Source organism: Paenibacillus enshidis, assembly GCF_042136365.1.
Taxonomy (GTDB): domain Bacteria; phylum Bacillota; class Bacilli; order Paenibacillales; family Paenibacillaceae; genus Paenibacillus; species Paenibacillus enshidis.
Genome location: NZ_JBHHMI010000007.1, coordinates 1 through 23,985, shown reverse-complemented (window position 1 = coordinate 23,985; position 23,985 = coordinate 1). Strand labels below are relative to the sequence as shown.

26 protein-coding genes and 5 tRNA genes are annotated in these 23,985 nt (G+C 50.2%); 7 read left to right on the top strand and 24 right to left on the bottom strand.

The features are described 5' to 3' along the window. Positions 1-58: 58 nt before the first annotated feature. Positions 59-1,849 (bottom strand): M3 family oligoendopeptidase, encoded by a 1,791-nt coding sequence (locus ACE41H_RS10085; protein ID WP_375355099.1) that lies wholly within the window; start codon positions 1,847-1,849, stop codon positions 59-61. A 157-nt stretch (positions 1,850-2,006) separates the two neighbouring features. Here ACE41H_RS10085 and ACE41H_RS10080 point away from each other — a divergent pair, with 157 nt between their 5' ends. Further along, positions 2,007-2,174, top strand: coding sequence for a YycC family protein (locus ACE41H_RS10080; RefSeq protein WP_375355098.1), 168 nt, complete (start codon positions 2,007-2,009; stop codon positions 2,172-2,174). Beyond that, a complete protein-coding gene (locus ACE41H_RS10075; RefSeq protein ID WP_375355097.1) occupies positions 2,171-2,413 on the top strand; it encodes a hypothetical protein in 243 nt (80 codons plus the stop codon). Before ACE41H_RS10080 ends, ACE41H_RS10075 begins: the two co-directional genes overlap by 4 nt. A gap of 94 nt (positions 2,414-2,507) precedes the next feature. Here the strand turns inward: ACE41H_RS10075 and ACE41H_RS10070 are convergent, their stop codons facing one another. Together ACE41H_RS10070 and ACE41H_RS10065 are read right to left on the bottom strand one after the other, a co-directional pair. Then, positions 2,508-3,212: a DUF2225 domain-containing protein gene (locus ACE41H_RS10070; RefSeq protein ID WP_375355096.1), complete on the bottom strand. Its 705-nt coding sequence runs from the start codon at positions 3,210-3,212 to the stop codon at positions 2,508-2,510. 31 nt (positions 3,213-3,243) lie between these two features. Continuing rightward, positions 3,244-3,624, bottom strand: coding sequence for a globin domain-containing protein (locus tag ACE41H_RS10065; RefSeq protein ID WP_375355095.1), 381 nt, complete (start codon positions 3,622-3,624; stop codon positions 3,244-3,246). A 379-nt stretch (positions 3,625-4,003) separates the two neighbouring features. Here ACE41H_RS10065 and spoVV point away from each other — a divergent pair, with 379 nt between their 5' ends. Further along, positions 4,004-5,221, top strand: a complete 1,218-nt coding sequence (gene spoVV, locus ACE41H_RS10060) for a dipicolinic acid transporter SpoVV (protein WP_375355094.1) — start codon at positions 4,004-4,006, stop codon at positions 5,219-5,221. A gap of 102 nt (positions 5,222-5,323) precedes the next feature. Then, positions 5,324-6,127 (top strand): NAD kinase, encoded by an 804-nt coding sequence (locus ACE41H_RS10055; RefSeq protein WP_375355093.1) that lies wholly within the window; start codon positions 5,324-5,326, stop codon positions 6,125-6,127. Positions 6,128-6,165: 38 nt separating this feature from the next. Here ACE41H_RS10055 and ACE41H_RS10050 read toward each other — a convergent pair whose 3' ends face one another. Continuing rightward, positions 6,166-6,846, bottom strand: coding sequence for a YutD family protein (locus ACE41H_RS10050; RefSeq protein ID WP_375355092.1), 681 nt, complete (start codon positions 6,844-6,846; stop codon positions 6,166-6,168). A 23-nt stretch (positions 6,847-6,869) separates the two neighbouring features. Beyond that, on the bottom strand, positions 6,870-7,772 hold the full coding sequence (lipA, locus tag ACE41H_RS10045; protein WP_375355091.1) for a lipoyl synthase: 903 nt from the start codon (positions 7,770-7,772) through the stop codon (positions 6,870-6,872). Positions 7,773-8,018: 246 nt separating this feature from the next. On the opposite strand from lipA, the gene ACE41H_RS10040 reads away from it, so the two are divergent. Beyond that, complete coding sequence (locus ACE41H_RS10040) at positions 8,019-9,068, top strand: M23 family metallopeptidase (protein WP_375355282.1); 1,050 nt, start codon at positions 8,019-8,021, stop codon at positions 9,066-9,068. 77 nt (positions 9,069-9,145) lie between these two features. On the opposite strand, the gene ACE41H_RS10035 is transcribed toward ACE41H_RS10040, so the two are convergent. Continuing rightward, a complete protein-coding gene (locus tag ACE41H_RS10035; protein WP_375355090.1) occupies positions 9,146-10,204 on the bottom strand; it encodes a FecCD family ABC transporter permease in 1,059 nt (352 codons plus the stop codon). After that, on the bottom strand, positions 10,201-11,205 hold the full coding sequence (locus ACE41H_RS10030; protein ID WP_375355089.1) for a FecCD family ABC transporter permease: 1,005 nt from the start codon (positions 11,203-11,205) through the stop codon (positions 10,201-10,203). The genes ACE41H_RS10035 and ACE41H_RS10030 overlap by 4 nt, the downstream gene beginning before the upstream one ends. A 158-nt stretch (positions 11,206-11,363) precedes the next feature. Between ACE41H_RS10030 and ACE41H_RS10025 the strand changes: the two genes are divergently transcribed. Beyond that, positions 11,364-12,347 carry an ABC transporter substrate-binding protein gene (locus tag ACE41H_RS10025; protein ID WP_375355088.1) on the top strand — a complete coding sequence of 328 codons (984 nt, stop codon included), beginning with the start codon at positions 11,364-11,366 and terminating at the stop codon, positions 12,345-12,347. Positions 12,348-12,535: 188 nt separating this feature from the next. Here ACE41H_RS10025 and ACE41H_RS10020 read toward each other — a convergent pair whose 3' ends face one another. The 3 genes from ACE41H_RS10020 to ACE41H_RS10010 form a co-directional block, all read right to left on the bottom strand. Further along, entirely contained in the window at positions 12,536-12,811 is a 276-nt protein-coding gene (locus ACE41H_RS10020; protein ID WP_375355087.1) for a hypothetical protein, read from the bottom strand. A gap of 109 nt (positions 12,812-12,920) precedes the next feature. Then, complete coding sequence (locus tag ACE41H_RS10015; protein WP_375355281.1) at positions 12,921-13,712, bottom strand: TrmH family RNA methyltransferase; 792 nt, start codon at positions 13,710-13,712, stop codon at positions 12,921-12,923. A 32-nt stretch (positions 13,713-13,744) separates the two neighbouring features. Then, complete coding sequence (locus ACE41H_RS10010; RefSeq protein WP_375355086.1) at positions 13,745-14,407, bottom strand: potassium channel family protein; 663 nt, start codon at positions 14,405-14,407, stop codon at positions 13,745-13,747. 170 nt (positions 14,408-14,577) lie between these two features. On the opposite strand from ACE41H_RS10010, the gene ACE41H_RS10005 reads away from it, so the two are divergent. Continuing rightward, positions 14,578-14,811, top strand: a complete 234-nt coding sequence (locus ACE41H_RS10005; RefSeq protein ID WP_375355085.1) for a small acid-soluble spore protein SspI — start codon at positions 14,578-14,580, stop codon at positions 14,809-14,811. Positions 14,812-14,901: 90 nt separating this feature from the next. Here the strand turns inward: ACE41H_RS10005 and ACE41H_RS10000 are convergent, their stop codons facing one another. The 14 genes from ACE41H_RS10000 to ACE41H_RS09935 all read right to left on the bottom strand — a co-directional run bounded on the left by ACE41H_RS10000 (position 14,902) and on the right by ACE41H_RS09935 (position 23,985). Further along, positions 14,902-16,485, bottom strand: a complete 1,584-nt coding sequence (locus tag ACE41H_RS10000; RefSeq protein WP_375355084.1) for a peptide chain release factor 3 — start codon at positions 16,483-16,485, stop codon at positions 14,902-14,904. A gap of 199 nt (positions 16,486-16,684) precedes the next feature. Then, positions 16,685-18,232, bottom strand: coding sequence for a glucose-6-phosphate dehydrogenase (gene zwf / locus ACE41H_RS09995; RefSeq protein WP_375355083.1), 1,548 nt, complete (start codon positions 18,230-18,232; stop codon positions 16,685-16,687). Positions 18,233-18,365: 133 nt separating this feature from the next. After that, a complete protein-coding gene (locus tag ACE41H_RS09990; protein ID WP_375355082.1) occupies positions 18,366-19,022 on the bottom strand; it encodes a response regulator in 657 nt (218 codons plus the stop codon). Next, positions 19,015-20,079 (bottom strand): sensor histidine kinase, encoded by a 1,065-nt coding sequence (locus ACE41H_RS09985; protein WP_375355081.1) that lies wholly within the window; start codon positions 20,077-20,079, stop codon positions 19,015-19,017. The genes ACE41H_RS09990 and ACE41H_RS09985 overlap by 8 nt, the downstream gene beginning before the upstream one ends. Before the next feature lie 18 nt (positions 20,080-20,097). Then, positions 20,098-20,748, bottom strand: coding sequence for a cell wall-active antibiotics response protein LiaF (gene liaF, locus ACE41H_RS09980; protein ID WP_375355080.1), 651 nt, complete (start codon positions 20,746-20,748; stop codon positions 20,098-20,100). A 141-nt stretch (positions 20,749-20,889) separates the two neighbouring features. Further along, positions 20,890-21,582 (bottom strand): PspA/IM30 family protein, encoded by a 693-nt coding sequence (locus ACE41H_RS09975; protein WP_375355079.1) that lies wholly within the window; start codon positions 21,580-21,582, stop codon positions 20,890-20,892. Then, complete coding sequence (locus ACE41H_RS09970) at positions 21,582-22,046, bottom strand: PspC domain-containing protein (RefSeq protein WP_375355078.1); 465 nt, start codon at positions 22,044-22,046, stop codon at positions 21,582-21,584. The genes ACE41H_RS09975 and ACE41H_RS09970 overlap by 1 nt, the downstream gene beginning before the upstream one ends. Before the next feature lie 7 nt (positions 22,047-22,053). Continuing rightward, complete coding sequence (locus ACE41H_RS09965) at positions 22,054-22,725, bottom strand: PspA/IM30 family protein (RefSeq protein ID WP_375355077.1); 672 nt, start codon at positions 22,723-22,725, stop codon at positions 22,054-22,056. A 22-nt stretch (positions 22,726-22,747) separates the two neighbouring features. Next, positions 22,748-23,059 carry a LiaF transmembrane domain-containing protein gene (locus ACE41H_RS09960; protein WP_375355076.1) on the bottom strand — a complete coding sequence of 104 codons (312 nt, stop codon included), beginning with the start codon at positions 23,057-23,059 and terminating at the stop codon, positions 22,748-22,750. Between the two features lie 450 nt (positions 23,060-23,509). Then, positions 23,510-23,590 (bottom strand) — tRNA-Leu (locus tag ACE41H_RS09955). Between the two features lie 72 nt (positions 23,591-23,662). After that, positions 23,663-23,736, bottom strand: a tRNA-Cys gene (locus tag ACE41H_RS09950). An 8-nt stretch (positions 23,737-23,744) separates the two neighbouring features. Further along, positions 23,745-23,819 (bottom strand) — tRNA-Gly (locus ACE41H_RS09945). A gap of 7 nt (positions 23,820-23,826) precedes the next feature. Then, positions 23,827-23,901: transfer RNA gene (locus ACE41H_RS09940), tRNA-Gln, on the bottom strand. 11 nt (positions 23,902-23,912) lie between these two features. Continuing rightward, a tRNA-His gene (locus ACE41H_RS09935) sits at positions 23,913-23,985 on the bottom strand.

The window sequence follows — 23,985 nt, the reverse complement described above, 5'->3', positions numbered from 1 at the left end:
TTCCCCAATGAAATGACAAAGAGGGAAACCCCAAATTCATGAGGATCCCCCTGCTATTTTACTCTGTCATGCTTAAAAATAGCTCAATGTCCTTCACCGCAAGCTCGGCTGCACCACGCCAGAAATCCGGCTTGGTCAAATCACTTCCCAGGTGCTTGCTTGCCAAATCTTCCACCGTCATACGACCGGTGTCGCGCAGCAATTCGTCATATTCTTTGGCAAAACCGCCGCCGCTCTTCTGCGCATGGGCATAAATCCCCGCACTGAACATGTAGCCGAATGTATAAGGATAGTTGTAAAACGGAACATCTGTAATATAAAAATGCAGCTTGGATGCCCAGAAATGCGGATGCATCTCTGCCAGCACATCACAATACGCTTCCCTCTGCGCCTCAGCCATCAGCTCAGACAGCTGCTCTGCTCCTACGATGCCTGACTTGCGCTGCTCATAAAACCGGGTCTCGAACAGAAAACGTGCATGAATGTTCATAAAGAAGGCGACACTGCGCTGAATTTTGTCCTCAAGCAATGCCAGCTTTTCCTGTTCGTTCGGAGCTGCCTCAACCAGCGCGTCAGAAACGATAAGCTCAGCCAGCGTCGAAGCGGTCTCCGCCACATTCATGGCATAGTTCTGATTCAGCTCAGGAAGCTCATCCATGACATGCTGGTGATAGCCGTGCCCTAATTCATGCGCAAGTGTCGATACATTGCTGGCCGTACCCGCATAGGTCATAAAGATACGGGTTTCTTTACTTACAGGCAGCGAGGTACAGAATCCGCCCGGACGCTTGCCGGGACGATCCTCCGCTTCAATCCAGCTTTTCTCGAAAGCCATTTCGGCAAATGCGGCCATATCCGGGCTGAACTTGGCAAATTGCTCAATGATGGTCACAGCCGCCTTGTCATAGCTGATATGCTCCGAGGAGGCTCCAAGGGGAGCTTCAATGTCATGCCAGGATAGACGCTCGACTCTCAGTAGCCTGGCTTTGCGCTCAAGATATTTAACCAGCACAGGCTTGGTCTCCACGATGACCTGCCACATCATATCCAGCGTTTCTTTGGACATTCTGTTGATGCTGAGCGGTTCCTTAAGCACATCGTGCCAGCCGCGGTTTTCATACAGCTTCAGCCGGAAGCCGCCCAGATGATTAAGGGTGTCAGCACAATAGTCCTCCACGTCCGTCCATGCTTTCTCCCATTGTGCAAAAATCTTCTCTCTTACCGCTCGATCCGCATGATGAAGCTTATTCGCCGCCTGCCCTGCGGACAGATGAGCAACCTTTCCGTTCTCTTCCACGGGAATGGATACCTTGCTGACAATCGTGTCATAAAATCCGCCCCAGCCGTGATAACCGTCTACAGCAAGATCAAGAGCAAGACTTTCCAGCTCTGGCGCCATTTTCTCCCTGGCTTCCTCGCGGCTCTCATTCAGCACGAACGCAACCGGCTTAATACGGTCTCGCTCCAGCCAGCGAGCCCAGATGTCGTCATCAGTCATACGGAGAATGTTCTGATAAACTGTTCGGGCTGTTTCCAGTAGCGCCCGCAGCGAATGGATGCGTGCACCAAGACGGACCGCTCCCTTGTCATCCTGGTTTTGTGCCCCCAGACACTCGACAAAAGCGGTTGCCTGAGAAGTGCGGCTGCCGCAATCCTGCAGCAACTCCAGCATTCCGTCCAGACGCTCGGTATCCTGTACGGTTTGCGGCGCTTTAGCAGCTTTCACCTCGGCGAGCAGCCTTTTGATATCGGCATCCAGTGCATTCAAGTAATCAGCAAATGCAGGAGAGGAAGAACCTCCACTGAAAATAGACTCCAGGTCCCAGGTTTGCTGTAACGGTGTTTTCATTTTGTTTCCACCTTTCACAGAAATGGTTAATCAATGGTTGAATAAAAGGACAGCCGGAATTTGAACTGCCCCTGTATTAAGTGTATAACTAAGTAGAATGATCCCCATGAGAAAAACCCGGTATGTTTATGCTCATAAGTATGTAGGAGGTAAAATCGTGAGACCTTTGCAAATATCGCCCGAAACGGCCATCAAGCTGTCAGAGAAGCTCGGTGTGCCCATTGAAAATCTGATGCATATGCCGCAGCATATTCTGATGCAGAAGCTTGCGGAGCTGGCAAAGACAGAGTCGGAAGGCAGCAGCGGCAAGAAAGAGGAAGCATGATTCCGTTCGAACGCACCTGGCCTTACGATGTCGTCATGGGGGACGTATACGTTCAGGACTGCCCTTTCTGCGGTACGGATCACGTCCTGCTGCCGCTCAAGCCCCGCGAACTCAAGGAGATTCAGGGGGGCAAGAAAAAACTGCTCGTCTTCCCCTGCTGTCACAGCAGAGTTACTCTCGTTGATTGTGACGGGGATTACCTGCTGGCCGATGTTCCGCTCCGGAATCAGCTAAAATGATTCCAGTTGCAGGGAGGCTTCGGTACCAGGACTAAACTAACAAGCTCCTGGTACCAACTTTCCTCATGTCCCGTGCTAACCGTGCGAAGCCGTATCAGGAAAGCTCCCGCATTTCGTCCGGAAGGCCCATATTATTGGCCACCATCTGCTCGCGCAAGACGCCCCATTGCTCACGGGAAGCCCTGATCATGGCCGTGTCCGTGACGCTCTTGTCGTTAATGACCCGCGAGAACCACCGTACAGCTTCGTGAAAATTGCCGGTTCTGCGGTGCAGCTCGCCAATCAGGTACAGCAGCTTCGCATTGTTGCCTCCCACACCCTCAAGCTCGTACACTTTAATATAGGATTCAAGGCTGAATGTCAGGAAGCGCAGCTCCTCCGTCTCCATGGCTTCATACCGGTACAGCCACGCGATATGATGCAGAAGGCTGGCGATGACACGTTCCTTTTCACCGATGACTTGTGCGCATAGCAGGGCCAGCTTGTAGGTCTCCAGTGCATTCTTCCATGTACGCTCACCGCCATAATCCCTTTTCTCCCATCTGCTGCCGATCTTTTCAGCAAACTGTGCCCTTTGCGCATCATTTAGCTTGTCTGTCGAATGCTCCGTGGAGGCAAAGCCGCAGTTCGGACAAATACGGACTACATAATAGTCGGGATTTTCGTGTTTGTAATAACAGCAAAAATCGGAATCGGTGCGGACCGCCTTTTTCAGGCTGGGTCTTACTCTTGATGTCTTATACTCTTCTGAACAGTACGCACAATTCAGTTTGATCGTGTATAAAGCTTCAATTTCCAATGACTACATCCCTTTCCCGATAACAACTTAATTAACCTGGGGTATTCACAAAGTGATAAGCCGGTCCCGACAACCGCTCCAGCACAAATGTACGAAAAGGCTCCTCCACGCCAACTTCCGCAAGTGCCCCACCCATACATTCAAGCCATGCGTCCGCTCTTTCCACTGTAATTGGAAAATTCATATGACGCGCCCGCATCATGGGATGGCCATATGCCTCGGAGAAAAGGGGAGGGCCGCCAAAAAACTGGCTGAGAAACATATATTGCTTCTCCATCACGGGACGAATATCTTCCGGGAACAAGGGAGCGAGCAGCGGATTTTTTTGAACTCTCGGATAGAAAGCTTCCACCAGAGCCCGCACCCCCTCCTCTCCGCCCAGATTATCATAAATGGATAAGTTAGAATTCACATATCCGCCAACTTTCTTCATTGGATTCAAAAATGCAAGACGCTTATATTATAGCATTAAAAAGCAAAAAAATGGCGCCAGCAGCGCCATGACCCAGAAATATTAGTAACTCCGCCAATCCTCTTCACCGGGATGGACGAGAGAGGCACGAATGACATATACAAACGCACAAACGAGAATACCGGCAACGACACTCATCGTTATCACTCCATCCTCAAGAGTTTTATCGTTGGTTTCATTATTTTAACATACTAAAAACAAAAGTACAGCCATAGAACGGACTTCATCCGTCATTTTTTGTACTCTTTGTCCAGCCCGGATCATATGGTGAACTAGGCCCTTTTATCATGCCAAATCGGTGGCCCCAAGGAGGGATTCTGTGCCTGTCTATCGGCAGTGGTCCGTTATACTGCTCAGCGCTTCCCTGTTCATCACATGTTTACTTATGGCTGTCCACCCTCTGGCTACACTGCAGGCCGGGGTAAGGGGGCTCGCCATCTGGTGGGATGTGCTGTTTCCGTCGCTGTTTCCGTTCTTCGTTATATCGGAGCTGCTGCTCGGCTTCGGCATTGTACACGGAATCGGTACACTGCTGGACCCGCTGATGAAGCCTTTGTTTCGCGTTCCAGGTTGTGGAGGATTCGTGGCTGCCATCAGCTGTGCATCAGGCTATCCGATTGGAGCCAAGCTGACCGCCAAGCTGTGGCAGCAGAAGCTGCTGACGCGCGAGGAGGGCGAGCGGCTAGTCGCCTTCACGACATCTTCAGATCCCATATTTCTCATCGGAGCCGTGTCTGTAGGATTTTTCCACAATCCGTCCATCGCCGTAGTTATCGTGTTGTCCCACTACCTCGGGGCGCTTCTGATCGGCCTTCTGATGCGTTTCCATGCCCCCCATGCTCCCGCTTCCTCAAGCCCGGGCGGACAAGGACAAGCCGGGTGGCGCGAGGCCTTGCTGGCGATGCATCAGGCGCGCCTGGAGGATGGGCGCCCATTCGGAGAAATGCTGAGCGACTCCGTGAAATCTTCCCTGAGGCTTATTATTGTCGTTGGAGGCCTTGTTGTATTCTTTTCCGTGCTGCTGGAATCCTTGAGCAAATCGGGTTTGATGCAATGGCTGTACAAATGCGCCAACATTGTATTGACAGGAGCAGGGATGCCCACTGCACTTGGGGATGCCATCGTCGGGGGCATTTTCGAAGTGACCTTGGGCACAAGCTCGGCAGGAGCTGTGTCAGGCGTTCCATTAGTCTACAAGGCTGCGGCAGCAGTCTTTGTGCTTTCATGGGGGGGCCTGTCCGTGCATGCGCAGATCACCAGCATCCTGAACGATACGAATCTCCGTTACCCGCCTTTTCTGCTCGCGCGTGCGGTCCATTCCGTGATCTCCCCTATTTTGCTGCTTCTTATGTGGAAGCCGCTGATGGGTAATGAAGAAACGGTTCAGGTGTTCCAATCGCTTTGGTCCGTCTCACGCAATCCCGTCCCTGAGCTTGTTGCTTATACGCCGCTTATCTTTGCTATTGTACTATCTGCTCTCGTTCTGCTTTCCCTGTTGGCACGTTTTTTCTTCAGGCTGCTGCAGCGACCGGAGTGACGGCAGGGGATTTCTCATGGAAAAACGCCCTGCTCATGGATTGCATTTGCGTCCAATTGCAATTATGATCGATATATACACATGACAAAGGAGCTTTTCACCTTGAGATATTATGTTCTGGATCGCGGGGATAAGCGTTCCATTGAGCTGAGTCAGCAGTTTCACCGTCTCGCAGAAAATAAAGGTTTCAAACTGGATGCGGAATCTCCGGAGATCGTGGTTTCGATTGGCGGAGACGGCACCATGCTGCATGCGTTTCATACATTTACGGACCAGATTCCGGATATTGCGTTTGTTGGTGTGCACACGGGACACCTGGGCTTTTATGCCGACTGGCGGGCGGACGAGCTCGAACAACTGGTGGAGCTGATGAGTGTCAACGGACCGGAAGGCTTCGGCAATCCGAGGATTGTGAAATATCCCCTCATTGAGCTGGAGATTCACAAGAAATCGGGCAGCGACTCCTTTATTGCGCTCAATGAGTTTACTTTGAAAGGCGTAGACGGGACTATTGTCGCCCAGGTTGATATTAACGACACCGCTTTTGAAATGTTTCGCGGCGACGGAATATGCGTATCCACCCCATCCGGCAGTACGGCTTACAACAAGGCTTTGGGAGGCGCGATGGTGCATCCGACCATTGAGGCGCTCCAGTTGAGCGAGATCGCTTCCATCAACAATCGCGTCTTCCGAACGCTGGGCTCTCCACTGATGTTGCCCAAGCATCATCATTGTGACATCATTTCCCGGAAAGAGCAGCGGCTGCTGCTGACCGTAGACCATTTGAATATCCAGCTTGACGATTTGGTGTCTGTCCGGTGTCAGGTGGCGAAGGACAAGGTCAGCTTTGCCCGTTACCGTCCCTACCCTTTTTGGGACCGGGTCCGGAATGCTTTTTTGAATTAATGCCCGGATTGAAGCACAACAAACAGCGGTTCCTGAAATCAGGAACCGCTGTCGCTTTTGGCGCTGTTATGTTCTTGTGTCTGCCTTTCACTATGTTTCCCCTGCTGAGCCGGAGGGATTCCCTGCTCCCTTGCAAAGCGCGTCTGCTTGTCCCGCTGCTCCGAATTCCGCTCAAAGCGGTTGCCTTTTGCTTCCCGCTGATCCTGGGACTCACGGCCTGAGCGCAGCTTGCGGCTGTCCGGGCTTTGGCGGTTTTCCCGCGGCCGCTTGAAATCACGCGACTCGCGTTCACGCCGTTCCCGTTCGCGGGGCTGCTTCAAATCACGATGCTGGTGCTCACGCACTCTTGGCTCCTCGACATCAGTCTGCTGCACACCGCTCTCTTCCTGAAGCTCCTGTTCACCTGTTCCGGCGGCATCCAGTGGTTCGGCATAGGTACCCGCCGCTCCCTGAACTCTGTGAAGCACAAAATAAGCACAGCCAAAGTTGCAGTATTCATTGATATAATCTGACAGAACGCTGATGGAAGAATCCTTGTTCGCTTTAGGGTGCCCTTCCCGATAAAAACCTTTTAGCCGGAGCTGGTTGTATCCCCAATCTCCGATGATGTAATCGTAACGGTCGAGCACCTCGCTGTACCGGTCCCGAAAGGCCTCGGGATTCCATCCATTTTTATAGTCCTGTACAAGTTCGTATATTTTGCCGCCTATCTGAAACAAGGTTACATACCGCCTTTCCCCGATCAAGCCTGCGAAACGGCGCCTTCTTCCTTATGCCGAGCGGCGGATTTCACCTGCTCATGCGCATGGTAGGAGCTGCGTACCATCGGGCCGGATTCCACGTGGCTGAAGCCCCGCTTCAATCCTTCTTCCTTCAATTTCGCAAAATCCTCAGGTGGATAATATTTTTTCACATACAGATGCTTCTCGGACGGCTGCAAATATTGGCCAATCGTCATAATATCGCAGCCCGCAGCCCGCAGATCGTCCATGGCCTGCAGTATTTCATCCCACTCTTCGCCCACGCCAAGCATAATGCTGGATTTGGTAGGGATCGAAGGCTGCATTTCCTTGGCACGCTGCAGCAATTCGAGGGAACGGCGGTACTTGGCTTTGGCACGTACGGTATCCGACAAACGTTCGACGGTTTCGATATTATGGTTCAAAATATCCGGCTTGGCATCCATCACGATTTGCAGGGACTCTCTGCTTCCCAGGAAGTCCGGGATCAACACCTCTACACTGCACAGTGGCAGACGCTCGCGGATAGCTTTAACCGTTGCGGCGAATATAGACGCTCCTCCGTCCTTGAGATCATCGCGTGCTACGCTCGTAACGACACAATGGCGCAGGTTCATCTTCTCCGCAGCCTCGGCTACGCGTTCCGGCTCCTGCAAATCAAGCTCTGTAGGCAGCCCGGTATTCACCGCGCAAAACCGGCAGGCCCGAGTGCAAATATCACCCAATATCATAAATGTTGCTGTCCTGTTCGCCCAGCACTCGTAAATGTTAGGGCAGCGAGCCTCCTCGCAAACCGTATGCAGTGTCTTTGAACGCATCATGCTTTTAATTTCCTGATAGTTATCCCCCGTAGTCAGCTTGATACGGATCCAATCGGGTTTAGGTTCTTTTACTTTTTTGGACAATGTCATGAACCTTCTTTCTAATGAGGTTACTGTCATCGCCGTATATTATAACATGAAAGCGATGGGAAAGCCTCCATTCTTTGTTTTTAAGCAGAGACCCTTCTGTTTGGATAAAATGCTTCTTTTAGGATAACTCTAATGAAAAGCACTGCCTGATCCATGAACCGCGGCAGTCCTATCAAAACGGGCATACAGGCCCGGTCGAAAGGGGGATGTGCTTTGCCTTTCAACCTGCACACAGTTCGCATGCCGCTGCTGCTGACGGTCTTGTTGGCCGGAACACTGCTTTTTGTATGGACGGCCTCACCTGCTGCAGGAGCGGAAACAGGGGCCGCAGCGCAGCCTCCTGCAGCAACACTGACTGGAAAGCAGCTTTATAACGCCAGACTGATTCTGTACCACCACATGCAGAAAGCAACCGGTGTTCCCTGGGAGCGCCTGGCGGCCATTGATCAATACGAGCGCACCCTTACCCTTGCCCATCCGAAAGACAGAAAGCATAATGAACGGCTGACAGGCATTTATTACAGCAAAATGGCTTGGTCCGGATGGCTGAATCCCGATCAGAACGACAGCAATCCAAGCTCGATCGCCTTTTTTGAAGGCTATGGACAGGACGGCTCCGGTGACGGCATAGCCAGCAGGGACAACGACAAGGATCTTCTGTACACCATGGCATCCCATGTTGCCTCATTCGGAAAATCAGAGGATAACTTCCATATCGCCCTGTGGGAGTACTATCATAATCCCCGTGCTGTACAGCGGATTCAGCAGTTTACCAAGCTGTACCAAACGTTCGGCACCCTGGACCTTCATAAGCACGCCTTTCCCCTGCCGCTTGGCACTGACTATTCCTATCGTAGCACATGGGGAACAGGCAGAAGCTGGGGAGGCTACAGAATACACGAAGGAACGGATTTGTTCGCCAGATACGGTATACCGGTCCGCAGCACCTGCTACGGGGTCATTGAAGTCAAAGGCTGGAATCCGTTCGGCGGATGGAGAATCGGAATCCGGGATATTGATAACAGATACCACTACTATGCTCATTTGCAAGGCTTCGAGAAAAACCTCCGTAACGGAGATCTTGTAAAGCCTGGTCAGACCATTGGCTGGGTGGGAAGCTCCGGATACGGCAAGCCGGGCACACAGGGCAAGTTCCCTCCCCACCTCCATTACGGGATCTACCGCGATAGCGGGTTGACGGAATGGTCCTTTGATCCGTATCCGCTGCTCAGGAAATGGGAGCAGGAAGAAAGAAAAGCGATAAGGACCAAAAAGAAGGCAGTCTCTTAAAGAGTCTGTCTTCTTTCCGATATACCAAGACCGGCGTTTACTTTTACGGCATATAATTCCCGTCCCCTGTTTAATCCCTAAGTGCTTCTGCTTTTCAACAGCAAGTAAATAAAATATGGAGCCCCGATCGCAGCGGTAAAAACACCCGTCGGTATTTCTAAAGGTGAGAATAGGGTCCTGCCAATTAAATCCGCTGCCATCACGAGCAAAGCCCCGATCAGCGCCGCTGCGGGAATAAGCGCTCCATAAGCGGAACCAACAAGCTTACGCGCAATATGAGGAGCAATTAATCCGACAAAGCCAATGCCGCCTGCAAATGCAACCGCCCCTCCAACCAAAGCAGTACAAAGAAGCAGCAAATAGAGTCTCTGACGTCCGACATTGCTCCCGAGTCCGGTTGCAAGAGAATCTCCCAGTTGCTGTATATTTAACTTGCGTGCAGCAATCCAGGTCACCAGGCTAATGACCGTAATCCAGGGAGCCAATACAGCAATATCCCCCCAATTCGTTCCATTGACCGTACCAATCAGCCAAATGTTCGCTTGACTGGCTGTATGTATAGGACTAAGAATCATAAAAAAAGTCGTGACAGCCTGCATAAGGGCGGCAATACCAATTCCAATCAGCACCAGCCGCAAGGGTACCACCTCTCCATGCTTATAAGAGAGCAGATAAACGATAAAGGCAGTTAAGGTCGCGCCCAAGAACGCACCGAGCGGCAGCCACTCAATACTGATCATCAATGACCCGGTATCCCGATCGCTGAATAAAGCCAGAAACAAAACGACTGCAGCACCAGCTCCTCCTGTAACTCCAATAATTTCCGGCGAAGCCAGCGGATTGCGCACAAGTCCCTGCAGAATACAGCCTGCTATAGCCAGACCAACACCAACAAACAATGCCATTAAAATACGGGGAAGACGAATGGATGTAACAACAAGTCTCTCCATGTCGTCCCCTCTGCCAAAAATAGCCTGCAGGACCCGAAACGGAGAAATATTCATATCTCCCATTCCGGTGCTCAGCAAGACAAGAAGCAAAGTTAAAATGAGTAAGCATCCCGAAGTCAGAAGTGCTTTCTGATTCAACAATAGTGAAACCCCGTTACCCATTCGTAGAGCTATTTGCTTTTTCATTTGGTTAAGACTCCTCTACGAGCAATATAAATAAAAAACGGTGTTCCAATCACGGCTGTCATGACACCGACAGGAACCTCCTGCGGCATCAGAATGAACCTTGCCCCTATATCGGCAGCCAGCAACAATATTGCACCAAATACCCCGCTGTAAGGAATCACCCATCTATAATCTGTGCCAACAAATGCGCGGGCAAAATGCGGGATCATGACGCCTACAAAGCCAATCGGTCCGGCAATCGCGACTGAGCTTCCGGCTAACAACACAACAATCAGTACCAGTATCCCTTTCACAAGCTGTGTACGCTGACCTAATCCCCGCGAAACATCATCCCCAAGCAGTAAAAGATTTATTTTTCCAGCCATCAGCATCGAACCAAGCCAGGCGACGATCAGATAAGGAAGTACGTTAATTAATGCTTCCAACTTACGCCCCTGCACAGAGCCCGCCAGCCAGAACAATACCTCGTCAAGTGCCGTTTCATTTAACACAAGCAGTCCTTGCGTCGATGATGATAACACAGCTCCAATGGCAACACCGGCAAGCGTAAGCTTAATAGGAGTAAGTCCTTCCTTGCCGATCGAAGCGATCATAAACACCAGAGCGGCGGCAAAAGCCGCGCCAAGGAAGGCGAGCCAGGAAAACACTTGAAGCGAATGTACAGAAAAAACAACAACAGCACAAACGATAAAAAAAGACGCTCCGGCATTAATCCCCAATATTCCGGCTGAGGCGAGCGGATTTTTGGTCAGTGCCTGCAATATTGCCCCTGCTATGGCAAGGCTTGCCCCCACAGCTGCCGCGATCAGCGCACGTGGGATGCGGACATTCTGAACAATAATATGTTCGTTTGAACCATTAAATTTTGTGAAAGATTCTATTACCGTACTTGGATTTGTATCTACGTAGCCATATATGACACTTGCCGTCAGGCAACACATAAGTAAAAAGCCAAATAGTATTAATCCTGCCGTTTTCTTTGGTGTGGTTTGAAAAATCATGTTTTATGTACCCTTTCTGCTCATTATTTTCAGTCTAGTAAAATCGGGATAATAGTCAATGAGAATTTTGATCAATAAAGGAATTGACAATTCTGCTCTCTGAATTATATCATTCTTTTTGTAAATGAAAATCATTATCATCATTGGAGGTTACTTAATTGAAGAGGTTTTCTTGGAGTCTGCTGATGCTGGGACTAATATTTTCCTTGCTATTAAGTGCTTGTGGCACAAAGGAAGAAGCAAAGAATGAAGCAGCAGCAACAGCAACAACCGAAACATATTCGGTAGAGCATGCGATGGGGACAACAGAGATCAAAGGAACGCCTCAACGTATTGTCGTTTTAACCAATGAAGGAACAGAAGCTCTGCTCGCCATGGGGGTAACTCCGGTTGGAGCTGTAAAGTCATGGACCGGGAATCCATGGTATGAACATATTCAGGATAAGATGAAGGATGCGCAGGTTGTGGGTACAGAATCCGAGGTGAACGTAGAAGCCATTGCTGCTCTAAGACCAGATCTTATCATTGGCACTAAAATGCGTCAGGAAAACATTTATGAGCAGTTGCAAGCTATTGCTCCAACCGTTTTTTCGGATACATTAAGAGGCGACTGGAAAGAAAATCTCAAGCTATATGCAAAGGCCATAAATAAAGAACAAGAAGGAAATCAAGTATTAGAGGAATATGATAATCACATAGCGCAAGTCAAACAAAAACTAGGAGATAAAGTCAATCAGGAAGTATCGGTTATTCGTTTTATGGCTGGTAAAACCCGAATTTATTACACCGATTCTTTCTCTGGAGTTATTTTCAATGAACTTGGATTTAAACGTGCAGAACAGCAAGAAGCGCTCTTTACAGCTGAAAATAAACTGGGGAATCTTGCGATCGAGGTTGGGAAAGAAGTGATTCCTAAAATGGACGGGGATATCCTTTTTTACTTCACTTATGCTCCTGATGGAGATCAGGAAGCGCTGGCCACTGAATCAGAGTGGACAAACGATCCACTTTGGAAAAATTTAGGGGCAGTTAAAAACGGAAACGCCCATCAAGTTAGTGATGTAATCTGGAACACTGCCGGTGGCGTGCTTGCAGCCAATCAAATGCTGGATGAACTAGAGAAGATTATGCTGGAGAATTAAATGGAATAGACCCTTGGTTCATGGAGAATAAATCGCCACATCCGAATGAAAACGAATCTTTACAGCAGAAAAACGCGGCCCCGAAATCTACGGGAGCCGCGCTACATATTAGATCAATGCACCTTGCAGTTAGTATTATGTACCTATAATATATATCTCGCCTGTCCACAAATGCCAAACAAATCCTTCTAAGATGAGGTATTCAGTGTTGCTTGAAGTCTTGTTGTTCTTGCGGCAAGAATATCGACAACCTTATCGGTGTCTTCTTTCCATTTGAAGATGACTTCGACTCGTTGGTCGATTCGTTCCAGTGTTGCTACCAAACCGTCATGCTGATGTGCTTCAATTCGGTTGACCGTTTCTTTAATGCCCGAAATGTCGCCTTCCATGCGGTTCATTTGTTCCTGCGTTTGGGACACTTGTTCTTGTATTTTAGTTAATATTGCAAGTATTTTTTCATCCAAGCATATCACCTCAATTTATTATATCACCGCACATACTGCTATACAACTAACAACCAAAACTACTTTGTTTTTGTCTTTCCCCTTTAGTATCGTCTTCTCTTACTATTGGTTAAAAAAGACGCTGCCTCATCGCCTCGAACAGCAGTACTGTTGCTGCCATGGCCGCATTAAGAGATTCAGCCTGCCCGGTCATCGGGATCAGGATGCTGTCATCCACCAAGGCTGCAACAGCATCCGAGACGCCCTGTCCTTCATTGCCGATCACCAGCCAAACAGGCTGCCTGAAATTGTATGTATAACAGGAATGGCTCGCCTGCAGCGACGTGCTGACGACGCGTGCTCCGCCTGATTTGGCGGCAGCCAGTGCCTGTGTCAGTTCAGCCTCCACAACGGGCAGATGAAACATTGAGCCCATGGTGGAGCGTATTGTTTTCGGGTTATACAGATCCGCACAACCGTGCCCCAGCACAACCGCTGCCGCTCCCGCAGCATCAGCGCTGCGGATAATCGTGCCAACATTGCCCGGGTCCTGCACCCCGTCCAGCACGATCACCAGGCCGTTCTGCTGATGAAGAAGCCCGTCTGCTGGACTGGCTTCTTTATGCACAACCGCAAATACTGACTGGGGTGTCTTCGTTTCCGTACACTTCGCAATCACCGCTGCTGAAACGGCTGCCCACTCCGGGTGACGGTCAGGCAATTGTGCATAACTCTCTAGCTCGTGCGGGATCCCCTTTTCCATGTCATAAGCAACACATTCCACGTCGGCTCCGGAACGCAGCGCCTCCTGTACCAAATGTACACCTTCTACGATATACTTTCCCTGCCGTGTACGATGCTTCTTCTCCAGCAGTTGGGCCCACTCTTTTACGCGCGGGTTGTTCGGGGACATCAATTCCATGCTTGCTTCATCCATTCCTTGTTCATTCTTGTTTAATCCGTAAAAGCCTGCTCAAGCTTGGCCAGATGATCCTTGTGGCCCACTACGATCAGAACATCTCCTGCAGCCAGACGTTCCTCAGGACTCGGGGAAATGTTCATTTCCTGGCCCCGCCGAATCCCCATCACGTTGCATCCATAGCGTGCGCGGATATCCAGCTCCTTCAGGTTCTTGCCAAGCATGGCTTTCGGCGCTCTCATATCAAAAATGCTGTAATCCTTCGACAGCTCAATATAATCCAAAATATTCGGCGAAGTCAGATGGTGCGCAATCCGCAAGCCCATGTCCCGTTCCGGATAAACCACCTTGTCTGCCCCTATTTTTTGCAGCACCTTGCCGTGCAATTCATTCTTGGCTTTTACAATCAGCACCGGGACGCCCATATCCTTCAAAATCAGTGTCGTTAAAATGCTTGCTTGTATATCTTCACCGATGGCAACCACCACAACATCAAAATTGCGGATGCCGAGCGCCCTCAGGGCGTCTTCATCGGTGGAATCAGCCGTCACGGCATGGGTCACCATCTCGGCAACCTCCTGGGTACGTTGTTCGTTGGAATCGATGGCCAGTACATCGTATCCCATTTCACCGAGGGCATTGGCCACACTGGAACCAAACCGTCCCATTCCAATGACCGCGTACTGCTTTTTAGCCATATATCTTCCTCCCGAAAATGTCACATTTCTACCGTCCTAGTATAGCATAACAAGACCTGCGTATTCATCAGCATGGGCTTGACAATCCTGTGCATACATACTTGAGGCGTGCTTAGGGAAAACTGTTTATGGATTCATTTGAACCAGATCATCTCGGGAGGGACAACATCATGCCCATCACGCTTGATTTGCGCCAGGCCATTATCCACAAGGTGCATGGAGAATCGGAAGAAGACCTGAGGCATATGATCGAAGGCTCCATTCACGGGCCGGAAGCCGCCCTTCCCGGTCTCGGGGCCGTTTTTGAAATGATCTGGCCCAACCTGGATCAAAACCGCCAGAACGAAATGGTTCATATTCTGCATGAGCATCTGAAGCAGGTAAACCCGCAGCCCTTAAAATGAATCCCCACAATGAAAGCCGGCGTCTGCAACATCACAGACGCCGGCTTTTTCCGGTACTTAACCGTGTCCTGGTACCTTGAAACAGTGCTATTATGGCGCCGTCTCCAGGAACTTCGCAGTCGGATTTTTCTCCATCGCAGTTCTCATCGCGTATTCATTCTCGAACAGGACGACATAATTGCCTTTCTTATCTTTGACAAGCGTCGAGTTGATGCGGAATTTGCTTGGATCAATATTTTCATCTATGATCCAGCGGGCGAACTGATACGACATTCTTTGCAGTTGAACATCCACCCCGTATTCGCCCTTCATACGGTACTCAAACACTTCGAACTGAAGCTGACCGACAACCCCCAGCAGCGTATCGTCAAAACTCACAGTCTGGAACACCTGGATGGTGCCTTCCTCTGTCAACTGGTCGATGCCTTTTTGATACTGCTTATGTTTCAGCGCATTTTTTACCGTTACCTTGGCAAAGATTTCCGGAGAGAAGGTCGGAAGCTCATCGAACACAACCTCGCTGCCTTGACTGAGGGAATCCCCAATCCGGAAGATGCCCGGATCGAACAAGCCGATGATATCACCCGGAAAAGCTTCCTGTACAATATCCCGGTCCTGTGCCAGAAACTGCTGCGGCTGCGAGAGCTTGATCTCTTTGCCTGCCCGTACATGCTTAACGCTCATGCCACGCTGGAATTTCCCTGACACGATGCGCAGAAAGGCGATCCGGTCACGGTGCGCCGGGTTCATATTCGCCTGGATTTTGAAGATATATCCGCTGAACTTCTCATTTGTAGGCTCAATCAAGCCGGCGGTGCTCTTGCGAGGCTCCGGTTTTGGCGCAAGCTTCAGGAAGTTCTCCAGAAATGTCTGCACCCCGAAATTGTTGATGGCACTGCCGAAAAATACCGGCGTCAGCTCACCACGCTGAACCTTTTCCATATCAAATGGATCGCCAGCCACATCCAGCAGCTCAAGATCCTGGCAAAGCTGATCGTGCAAAAACTCGCCGGCCATCTCCCGGATGACCGGATCGTTGTAATCTTCAACCTTCTGCACCTGGATGGTAGAGTGATCGTCTCCCTGGAACAATTCCACCTGACTCTGCATACGATCGTATACGCCGCACAGGTCTCGTCCGGTTCCAATAGGCCAGTTCATCGGCACGGAGCGGATACCAAGCACCTGCTCCAGTTCCTCCATCAGATCGAACGGATTTCTCCCTTCCCGATCAAGCTTGTTAATGAACGTAAAAATAGGAATGCCTCGTTTGGCACAGACCTGAAACAGCTTGATCGTCTGCGCCTCCACGCCTTTGGCCACGTCAATCAGCATCACGGCGCTGTCCGCAGCCGTCAAGGTACGGTAGGTGTCTTCACTGAAGTCCTGGTGACCAGGGGTATCCAGAATGTTTATCCTGTGGCCGTTATAATCAAACTGCATGACCGAGGAAGTAACCGAGATTCCGCGCTGCTTCTCGATTTCCATCCAGTCACTGGTGGCATGCTTGCTTGCTTTACGGGCTTTGACCGTGCCTGCCTCACGAATCGCTCCCCCGAACAGGAGCAGCTTCTCCGTCAAAGTCGTTTTCCCCGCATCGGGGTGGGATATAATCGCAAAGGTACGACGTTTGTCGATCTCCTGCTGCATTTGGTTATCCAATGTTTTGCTCATTTCACTTTTCCCTTCGTCCCATAAGTACTTGTTCATTATCGCAATCTATTCAAAATCAGAACGTTCTATCCGCTTTTCAAACGATCAAATCGGCATCAAAACAACCCTCGCTTAATGATGAAATCATTATGTATTATAGCATACTCTGATCACAAATCATCCCCATCCGCCGAAAGACGAATGAGGATGTGACCTTAGACTATTCTACCTTCCACACGACATTGTCTTCCTCCTGGCCATTGACCGGCCACCATTTGAAGCCATCCTGTTCGATCAGCCGGTACGCTCCTTCCGGTCCCCAGGTTCCGGCAGGGTAGCTCTCCAGGGAGTCCGGCGTTTCCTGCCATGCCTTGGCGATCCGGTCCACAAAAGCCCAAGCCGTGGACACTTCATCCCAGCGGGTGAAATAGGTGGAATCCCCCTCAGCTGCATCCTGCAGCAGACGTTCATAGGCTTCGGGTGAATTGATTCCCACCCTGCAGCTTTGACAGAAATCCATAGCCAGCGGTTCGATTTCCGTTTCGGAGCCCGGCTTCTTCGCATTGATCTTCACGTAAATGCCTTCCATCGGATTTACGCGAATGACCAGCAGATTGGGCTCCAGTTTATATTTCTTGCCCAAGTATACGTTATCAGGCATGCCTTTGAATTCCACAACGACTTCCGTTGTCTTTACCGGCAGACGCTTTCCTGTCCGAATATAGAAGGGAACCCCCGCCCAGCGGAAATTGTCTACAAATACACGGGCAGCAAAGTACGTTTCGGTAGTGGATTCCGGATTCACTTTGTCCTCCTGACGGTAGCCAGGAAGCTCCTTGCCCCGGTAGGTGCCTGCCGTATACTGCCCGCGAACTACATTCATCATGACGTCTTCATTGGAGGCCAACGGACGGAGGGAACGGAGCACCTTCACCTTCTCATCCCGGATATCCTCCGGAAGCTGACGGCTTGGCGGCTCCATGGCGATCATGGTCAGCATCTGCAGCATATGATTCTGTCCCATATCGCGCAGCGCTCCTGAATGATCATAGTACTCACCGCGTTCCTCTACGCCGACCGTTTCCCCAAGCGTAATTTGCACATTGGCAATATGTTTGTTATTCCATAAAGGTTCAAAAAATGCGTTCGCAAAACGAATGACCTCAATATTCTGCACCATTTCTTTGCCGAGATAATGGTCAATCCGGTAAATCTCCTCTTCAGAGAACACCTCGCGGATTTCTTGGTTCAAACGCTCTGCCGACTCCAGATCATAGCCGAACGGCTTCTCGATAACGAGGCGGCTCCAGCCTGCCCCTTCAAGCATACCGCCTTCTTTCAGACTGTTCGATACGCTCCCAAACAACTCGGGGGCCAGTGCAAGGTAAAACAGCCGATTGCCGGGGATGCCGAATTTCGCTTCCATCGTCTCGGTTTGCTGCCGGAGCTCATGAAAGCCCTCCACATTGTTAATATCCAGCGATTTGTATTCAAAATGCGAGGCGAATCTGTCCCAATCCCCGCTGTCTGCTGCCTTGTAGCGGCAAAATTCCCGGACAGATTCATATAAATCGTTATGAAATTCCTCCGGTGTACGCGGACGGCGCGCAACACCGATCACAGCAAAGTTCTCTCCGAGTTTGCCTTCCCGGTATAGGCTGTAGATTGCAGGATAAAGCTTGCGGCGGGCCAAATCACCCGTCGCCCCGAAAATGAAAAACACTGCGCCTGGAGTTTGCACTTTATTCATCATTCGATTTTCAGCCATAGCTCCCCATTCTTTCTTTGAAAGTTTTTCTTATCTTCTATTTTACCCCATCCCTCGGTGTTCAACCAACAAAAGCCTGCACAAAAAAAACACTGAACCTCAGTGCATTACACTGTGGTCCAGTGGCTGTTTTTCACTCGGCCAAACCGTTCTTGTATGCATAAATAGCTGCCTGTGTCCGGTCCTCTACCCCCAGCTTGGCGAGCAGATTGGTCACATGGAATTTCACCGTTTTAATGCCAATGATCAGTTCATCCGCAATATCCTGGTTGGATTTGCCTTGGGCGAGCAGCCGCAGCACCTCCATCTCCCTTTCGGTCAAGTCGGCGTGAGCAGGTGCCTCTGCTTGAGGCCTGCGGAATCTATCCATCATTTTGGAGGCCACCTGGGACTCCAGTACGGATTGTCCCCGTGCGGCAGCCCGAATGGCATCCGCGATTTCGGCTGCGCGTGACGTTTTGAGCAGGTAGCTGAAGGCGCCTGCTTCGATGACCGGATACATTTTTTCGTCATCCAGATAACTTGTGAGCACAATGACTTTGCATTGCGGCTGCAGCTTCAGCACCTGCCGGGTCGTTTCGATGCCGTCCATACCGTCCATGACCAGATCCATGAGAATCACATCCGGCTGATATTCAGTGGCAAGCCGAATGCCTTCCTCACCGCTGCCCGCCTCACCCACGACTTCGATTCCGTCCTCCGTGCCGAGTACGGCCGCCAGGCCGATCCGCACCATTTCATGATCATCCACCAGCAGCACTTTGATTGGATTGTCCGTACCGTTATCCATCGCTCTCGTTCCTCCCGCTTTCTTCGTTCATGACGGGAACCGAAATTTCAATACGCGTTCCCTTTCCCGGTGCCGTAATATATTGAATCGCTCCGCCAACCTCGCTGATCCGCTCCTGCATGGTGGATAATCCGTAGGAAGCCTGCTTTTTGTCGTCAAGCTCGAAGCCGACCCCGTTGTCACGGATCATGACGCGAAGCAGCTCCGAGCGCTGCTGTATGCGGATTTCCATCCTCGTCGCCTTGGCATGGCGAAGCGTGTTCGACATGGCCTCCTGGATGATACGGAACAAATGATTTTCAACACCCTTGACAAGACGGATTCCGCTGTCCATCTCAAAATCAATCTCCATCGGAACTTTAAGCTGAAGCTCATTGACGAGCTCCCTGATCCCCTGCTCCAGATGCTTGCCTTCCAGATACACCGGTCTTAAATGGAGCAGCAGCGCTCTCATCTCCGACTGGGCCACTGCCGACATTTCTTCGATCAGAGCCACCTGGCGCTGGGCTTTGGCAAAATCCTTCTCCAGTGTTCTTCCTACAGCCGTAGCGGTCATGGAAATGGCAAAAAGCTGCTGCGAAACCGCGTCATGCAGCTCCCGAGCCAGCCTTTGCCTTTCTTCCACAATAGCAGATATTCTGGCCTGTTCAGCAAGCTGTGCATTATTTGTGGATAAGCGCTGCAGCGAGGATACCTGCTCTTCCCACTTTCTCCCGATACGGCCAAGCTGCTCGCCAAGCCTGCCAATTTCATCCGCGCCAAGCTCGGGAAGCTCCCTGGACGGACTGCCCTTCTCCCACATCAGCAGGGTTTCACGCATCTGCTCCAGCCTTCTTTTTACCCGGTAGCTTTGATAAAATCCAAAGGTGGCTCCCAGCCCAGCCAGCAGAAATAATAACGCAGCCCCGAACTGTATACCTACTCTCCACTCAGAAATAGGCTTCATATACCCATATGTATTGGCCATGTACAGGAAGACAGCCCCCACAATGAGAGACAGGAGGATGCCTTCACCCATACTGCGGGTGACCATATTGGATGTTTTTCGATCATTCATACCCGGCTCCTCCTGCTCCTATATAAATTGAAAGCGTACATCTCCTGCCACATATGAAACGATAAATTTAACCTTGTACTCACTCTCCGTATAATTTGGAGATTTCCATACCAACCGATTCAGCACTCCCACATCCATATCCCGGCCGAGTTGAATTTGTCCGAACACCACAACGGCCTCAACCTCAACCCCATAATATTCAGGAATCCAGAAATCAATATCCCCCAGAATTCCCTGCATATAAAATACCGTCTCCCGCTCCTCGGGCAAAGCAAGCGAAAGATCCGCATCCATCTCGCCAAGCACATGCCATATGTTTGCATTACGGAGAGTCCAGGGCCCTTCATCCCATTTATAGTTGGACATGAAGTTTTGCTTGAACATCGCCGTGCCATGCGGCTGTACTTTGCGTGCTTTATAATAGAAAACTCCAAGCGAAATCAGGGTAATGCCAATGAATATCACCAGATTGTCCAGTACGAGCAGCACGCCGCCAATCGCCGCCAGCATATATCCTTTTTTGAGACGGTCTTTTTGCATTTTATATACGCCTGCAAAGATCAGAATCAGTGCGACGATGGTGAAAAAACCTATAAATTGATGAAACAGCGCAAGCAGACCAATGACGATCAAAACCCAGCCTGCCAGAGCCGTTTTTCTCCTCTCCATGCCGCACCCCCTTTCTTTCAGGTAAGGAAAAGCCATAACGGCGTTCTTTAGAAACGGACGCATGGCTTCTCCGATCATATGGAACGGTCTTCAGAGCTCATTCCATATAGCATATCATATTGCTACAATATCGAGTAGCTCTTAGGCCTGCGGTTTGTCGCCACTCTTTTGCAGCTTGCTCTTCAACTGCTCAAGCTGCTCATCCACCTTGAGCTGCTTCTCGGCATCAGCCGGATTCACATATTGACCGGCTCCGGGGCGGTACGGCGCCCGCAATACATCGGCTTCCGCTTCCATTTGCATGATTTTTTCCTCCATACGGTGGAAGCCGAGAGATGCGCTGCCGCTCTCGATGGTATTCACGCTGCTGATTTGCGACATCTGCTTTTTGGCTTTGGCCATTTGGGCACGGGATACGAGCTCGTTGCGCTTGTTGCGCATTTTATAAAACTCGTCCTTCATGTCATGCAGCTGTTGAACAAGGGATTTTACCTGCTCCGAAGATTGGGTATGAAGCTCCCGGTATTCGTCCTTCTTTTGTTCAAAGTAAATTTTCTCTTCCAGCAGCTTGCGTGCTACTTCCTCCTGTCCGTTGCGAAGTGCGGCCTCCGCCTGCTTCTCGCGTTCAATGGCTCCACGTTCCGCTTCTTCCAGACGCTGCTTCATGCGGCGCTCGTTCGCCATTTGCTTTGCTACCGTCAGTTCGGCTTCATGGATTTCGCTCTCCATGTCGCGCAGGTACTGATTCAGCATCACAATCGGATCTTCCACCTTATCCAGTACGTCGTTAATCGAAGCTCTTGTCATATCCTTCATTCTTTTAAAGATTCCCATTATTTATGTTCTCCCTTCTCTAAATCCGCAATTTTTTTACGCAGTTCCGCCAATTCCTTCTTCATGGCTTTTTTTTCGATATCTTCCATCATGGAGTCCAGGTCGCTGCCTTTGTTTCCGAAGGAAGCCTGCTGTTGCTGCTGGCCTTGACCGTTATGAAAGCCTTGACCATGACCGTAATTTTGGTGATGCTCTCTGCCATATGGACTTCCATACGGCCCGCTGCCATATCCCTGTTGAAACGAGCCGCCTGAATGTCCATAGCCATTATGCGGCGGATAAGACTCTTTAGGAATTACGAGTGCGGCGATAAAGTAAATGAGGATCGTCGCTCCCCCGGTAAAAGGAATGCTGACCAGCAGCAAAATCCTGATCCAGGTGGAATCGATGCCAATGACATCAGATAACCCGCCGCTCACTCCTGTAATCATTCTGTCCCGGCTTGACCGGTATAACTTGGTCATCTCTTGTCTACTCCTTTCTTTCGTTATTCAGCTTCTGCTTTAATCTTGCCAGCTCCTGATCCAATACGGAGCCTTGGGATTGCCGGCTGTCACTGTATCCGGCCTCGGAACGGCGCAGCTCCCGCAGACTGTATGTCTCTGCTTCAATATCTGCAACCCTGTTGTCCAGGCGGTCAAACATCCGGGGAAGATTTCTTCCGCCGTATGTACCCGCACGCTCATTCAGTTGACGCTGCAAATTCAACGTTTCCATACGTGCAACATAATATTGTCTTTTGCTGTATACGGTTTGATACTCTGTCCGCAGCTCTTCAAGCTGATATTCAAGCTCCTGAAGCGATTCTCTGCTCTGCCCCCAAAGCTCCGTATACTGCTGCGCTTTTTCTTCGTAGAGCATTTTCTCTTGCAGCGCCAGCTTGGCGACATGATCCTCGCCTGCTTTCAATGCCAGCAACGCTTGTTCTTCCCTTTTGTTCTGCATCGAGAGCGCTTGATCCATCTGCAGCTTCATCTGTCTTGTGTGTACCGAATACTGCTGCTGCAGCTTCTCCGCTTCCGCGATATCCCTCCGTGTGGAGGAAAGAAACTGGTCAATCATTCGAACAGGGTCCTGGCTTTGCTCCAACGCTTCGTTGAACGTTGCCACCGTAATATCCCGCATGCGCCGAAATACACTCATTTGCTATGCTCCCTTCCTAACATTAATATCTGCGTCCCCGGCTTCTTAAGAGGAAAATCCCGAAAATGATAAGTCCGATCGCAAGAAGCGGACCGATCAGCCAGGACAGCTTGCCGATCAGGATCAGCAGACCCAGGATCAAAATGATCCAACCTATCACCATATTGCCGCTTCTGACTCCGTAGTACCCGAGCACGATCATAGCGACCGGGATCAGATAACTCATAATCTCACTCATCAGATAACCGAATGCCGGAGACAGGGTACCGAGCAGAAATAGAACACCCACTGCGATAAGCAGGATGGCCAAGCCTTTGTTTCTATCCATTCTCATTGATTGATCACCGCCTTTCGTTGTCTCTCTCTTATGTCTTTATTTTATACGTGTTCCCCTCTTGTTAAAACGGACTGCGGGCGGTTTTTAAACCTAGCCTTAGGTCTGGGTATGCTCTGGACTGACTTTTATCTTCAAAAAAAATAAGCAACTGTCCCCCGATGGATTACCGGGAAACAGTTGCTTCAATTGAACCTTCCACGCAAAAAAGATATCCGCGCTCAACCCAATATAACCAATCATCCATGGCCGACTGTTATGAATAAATTCGACTTGGTTTAGGAAATTTCTTGTCTTATCGAACGAGCACGGGCTCATCCATATCAGCTTCCGATCTTTCAGATCCGGGTCGCATCCCTAATTCCTCCAGCTTGCACCTGTTTGGTATCTTTATGGATATCAAAAAAGCCCTTAGGATTCCTAATCCCAAGAGCTTAATTTCATAGTTGATACCGGTGAGAGGACTCGAACCTCCACGGGTCTCCCCACTCGATTTTGAGTCGAGCGCGTCTGCCATTCCGCCACACCGGCAAAGTAAAAATATTCAATTTTCTTGCTACTTATGTTTCGCATTCCAAGTAAACTCAATAAATCAACTCATTATGGAGGCGCCACCCAGATTCGAACTGGGGATAAAGCTTTTGCAGAGCTGTGCCTTACCACTTGGCTATGGCGCCACATTTTATGGAGCGGACGACGGGAATCGAACCCGCGACCCTCGCCTTGGCAAGGCGATGCTCTACCGCTGAGCCACGTCCGCATATAAATGGCTGGGGATATAGGATTTGAACCTATGCATGACGGAGTCAAAGTCCGTTGCCTTACCGCTTGGCTAATCCCCATTATATAAAAGGGCGATCGATGGGACTTGAACCCACGAATGCCGGAGCCACAATCCGGTGCGTTAACCCCTTCGCCACGACCGC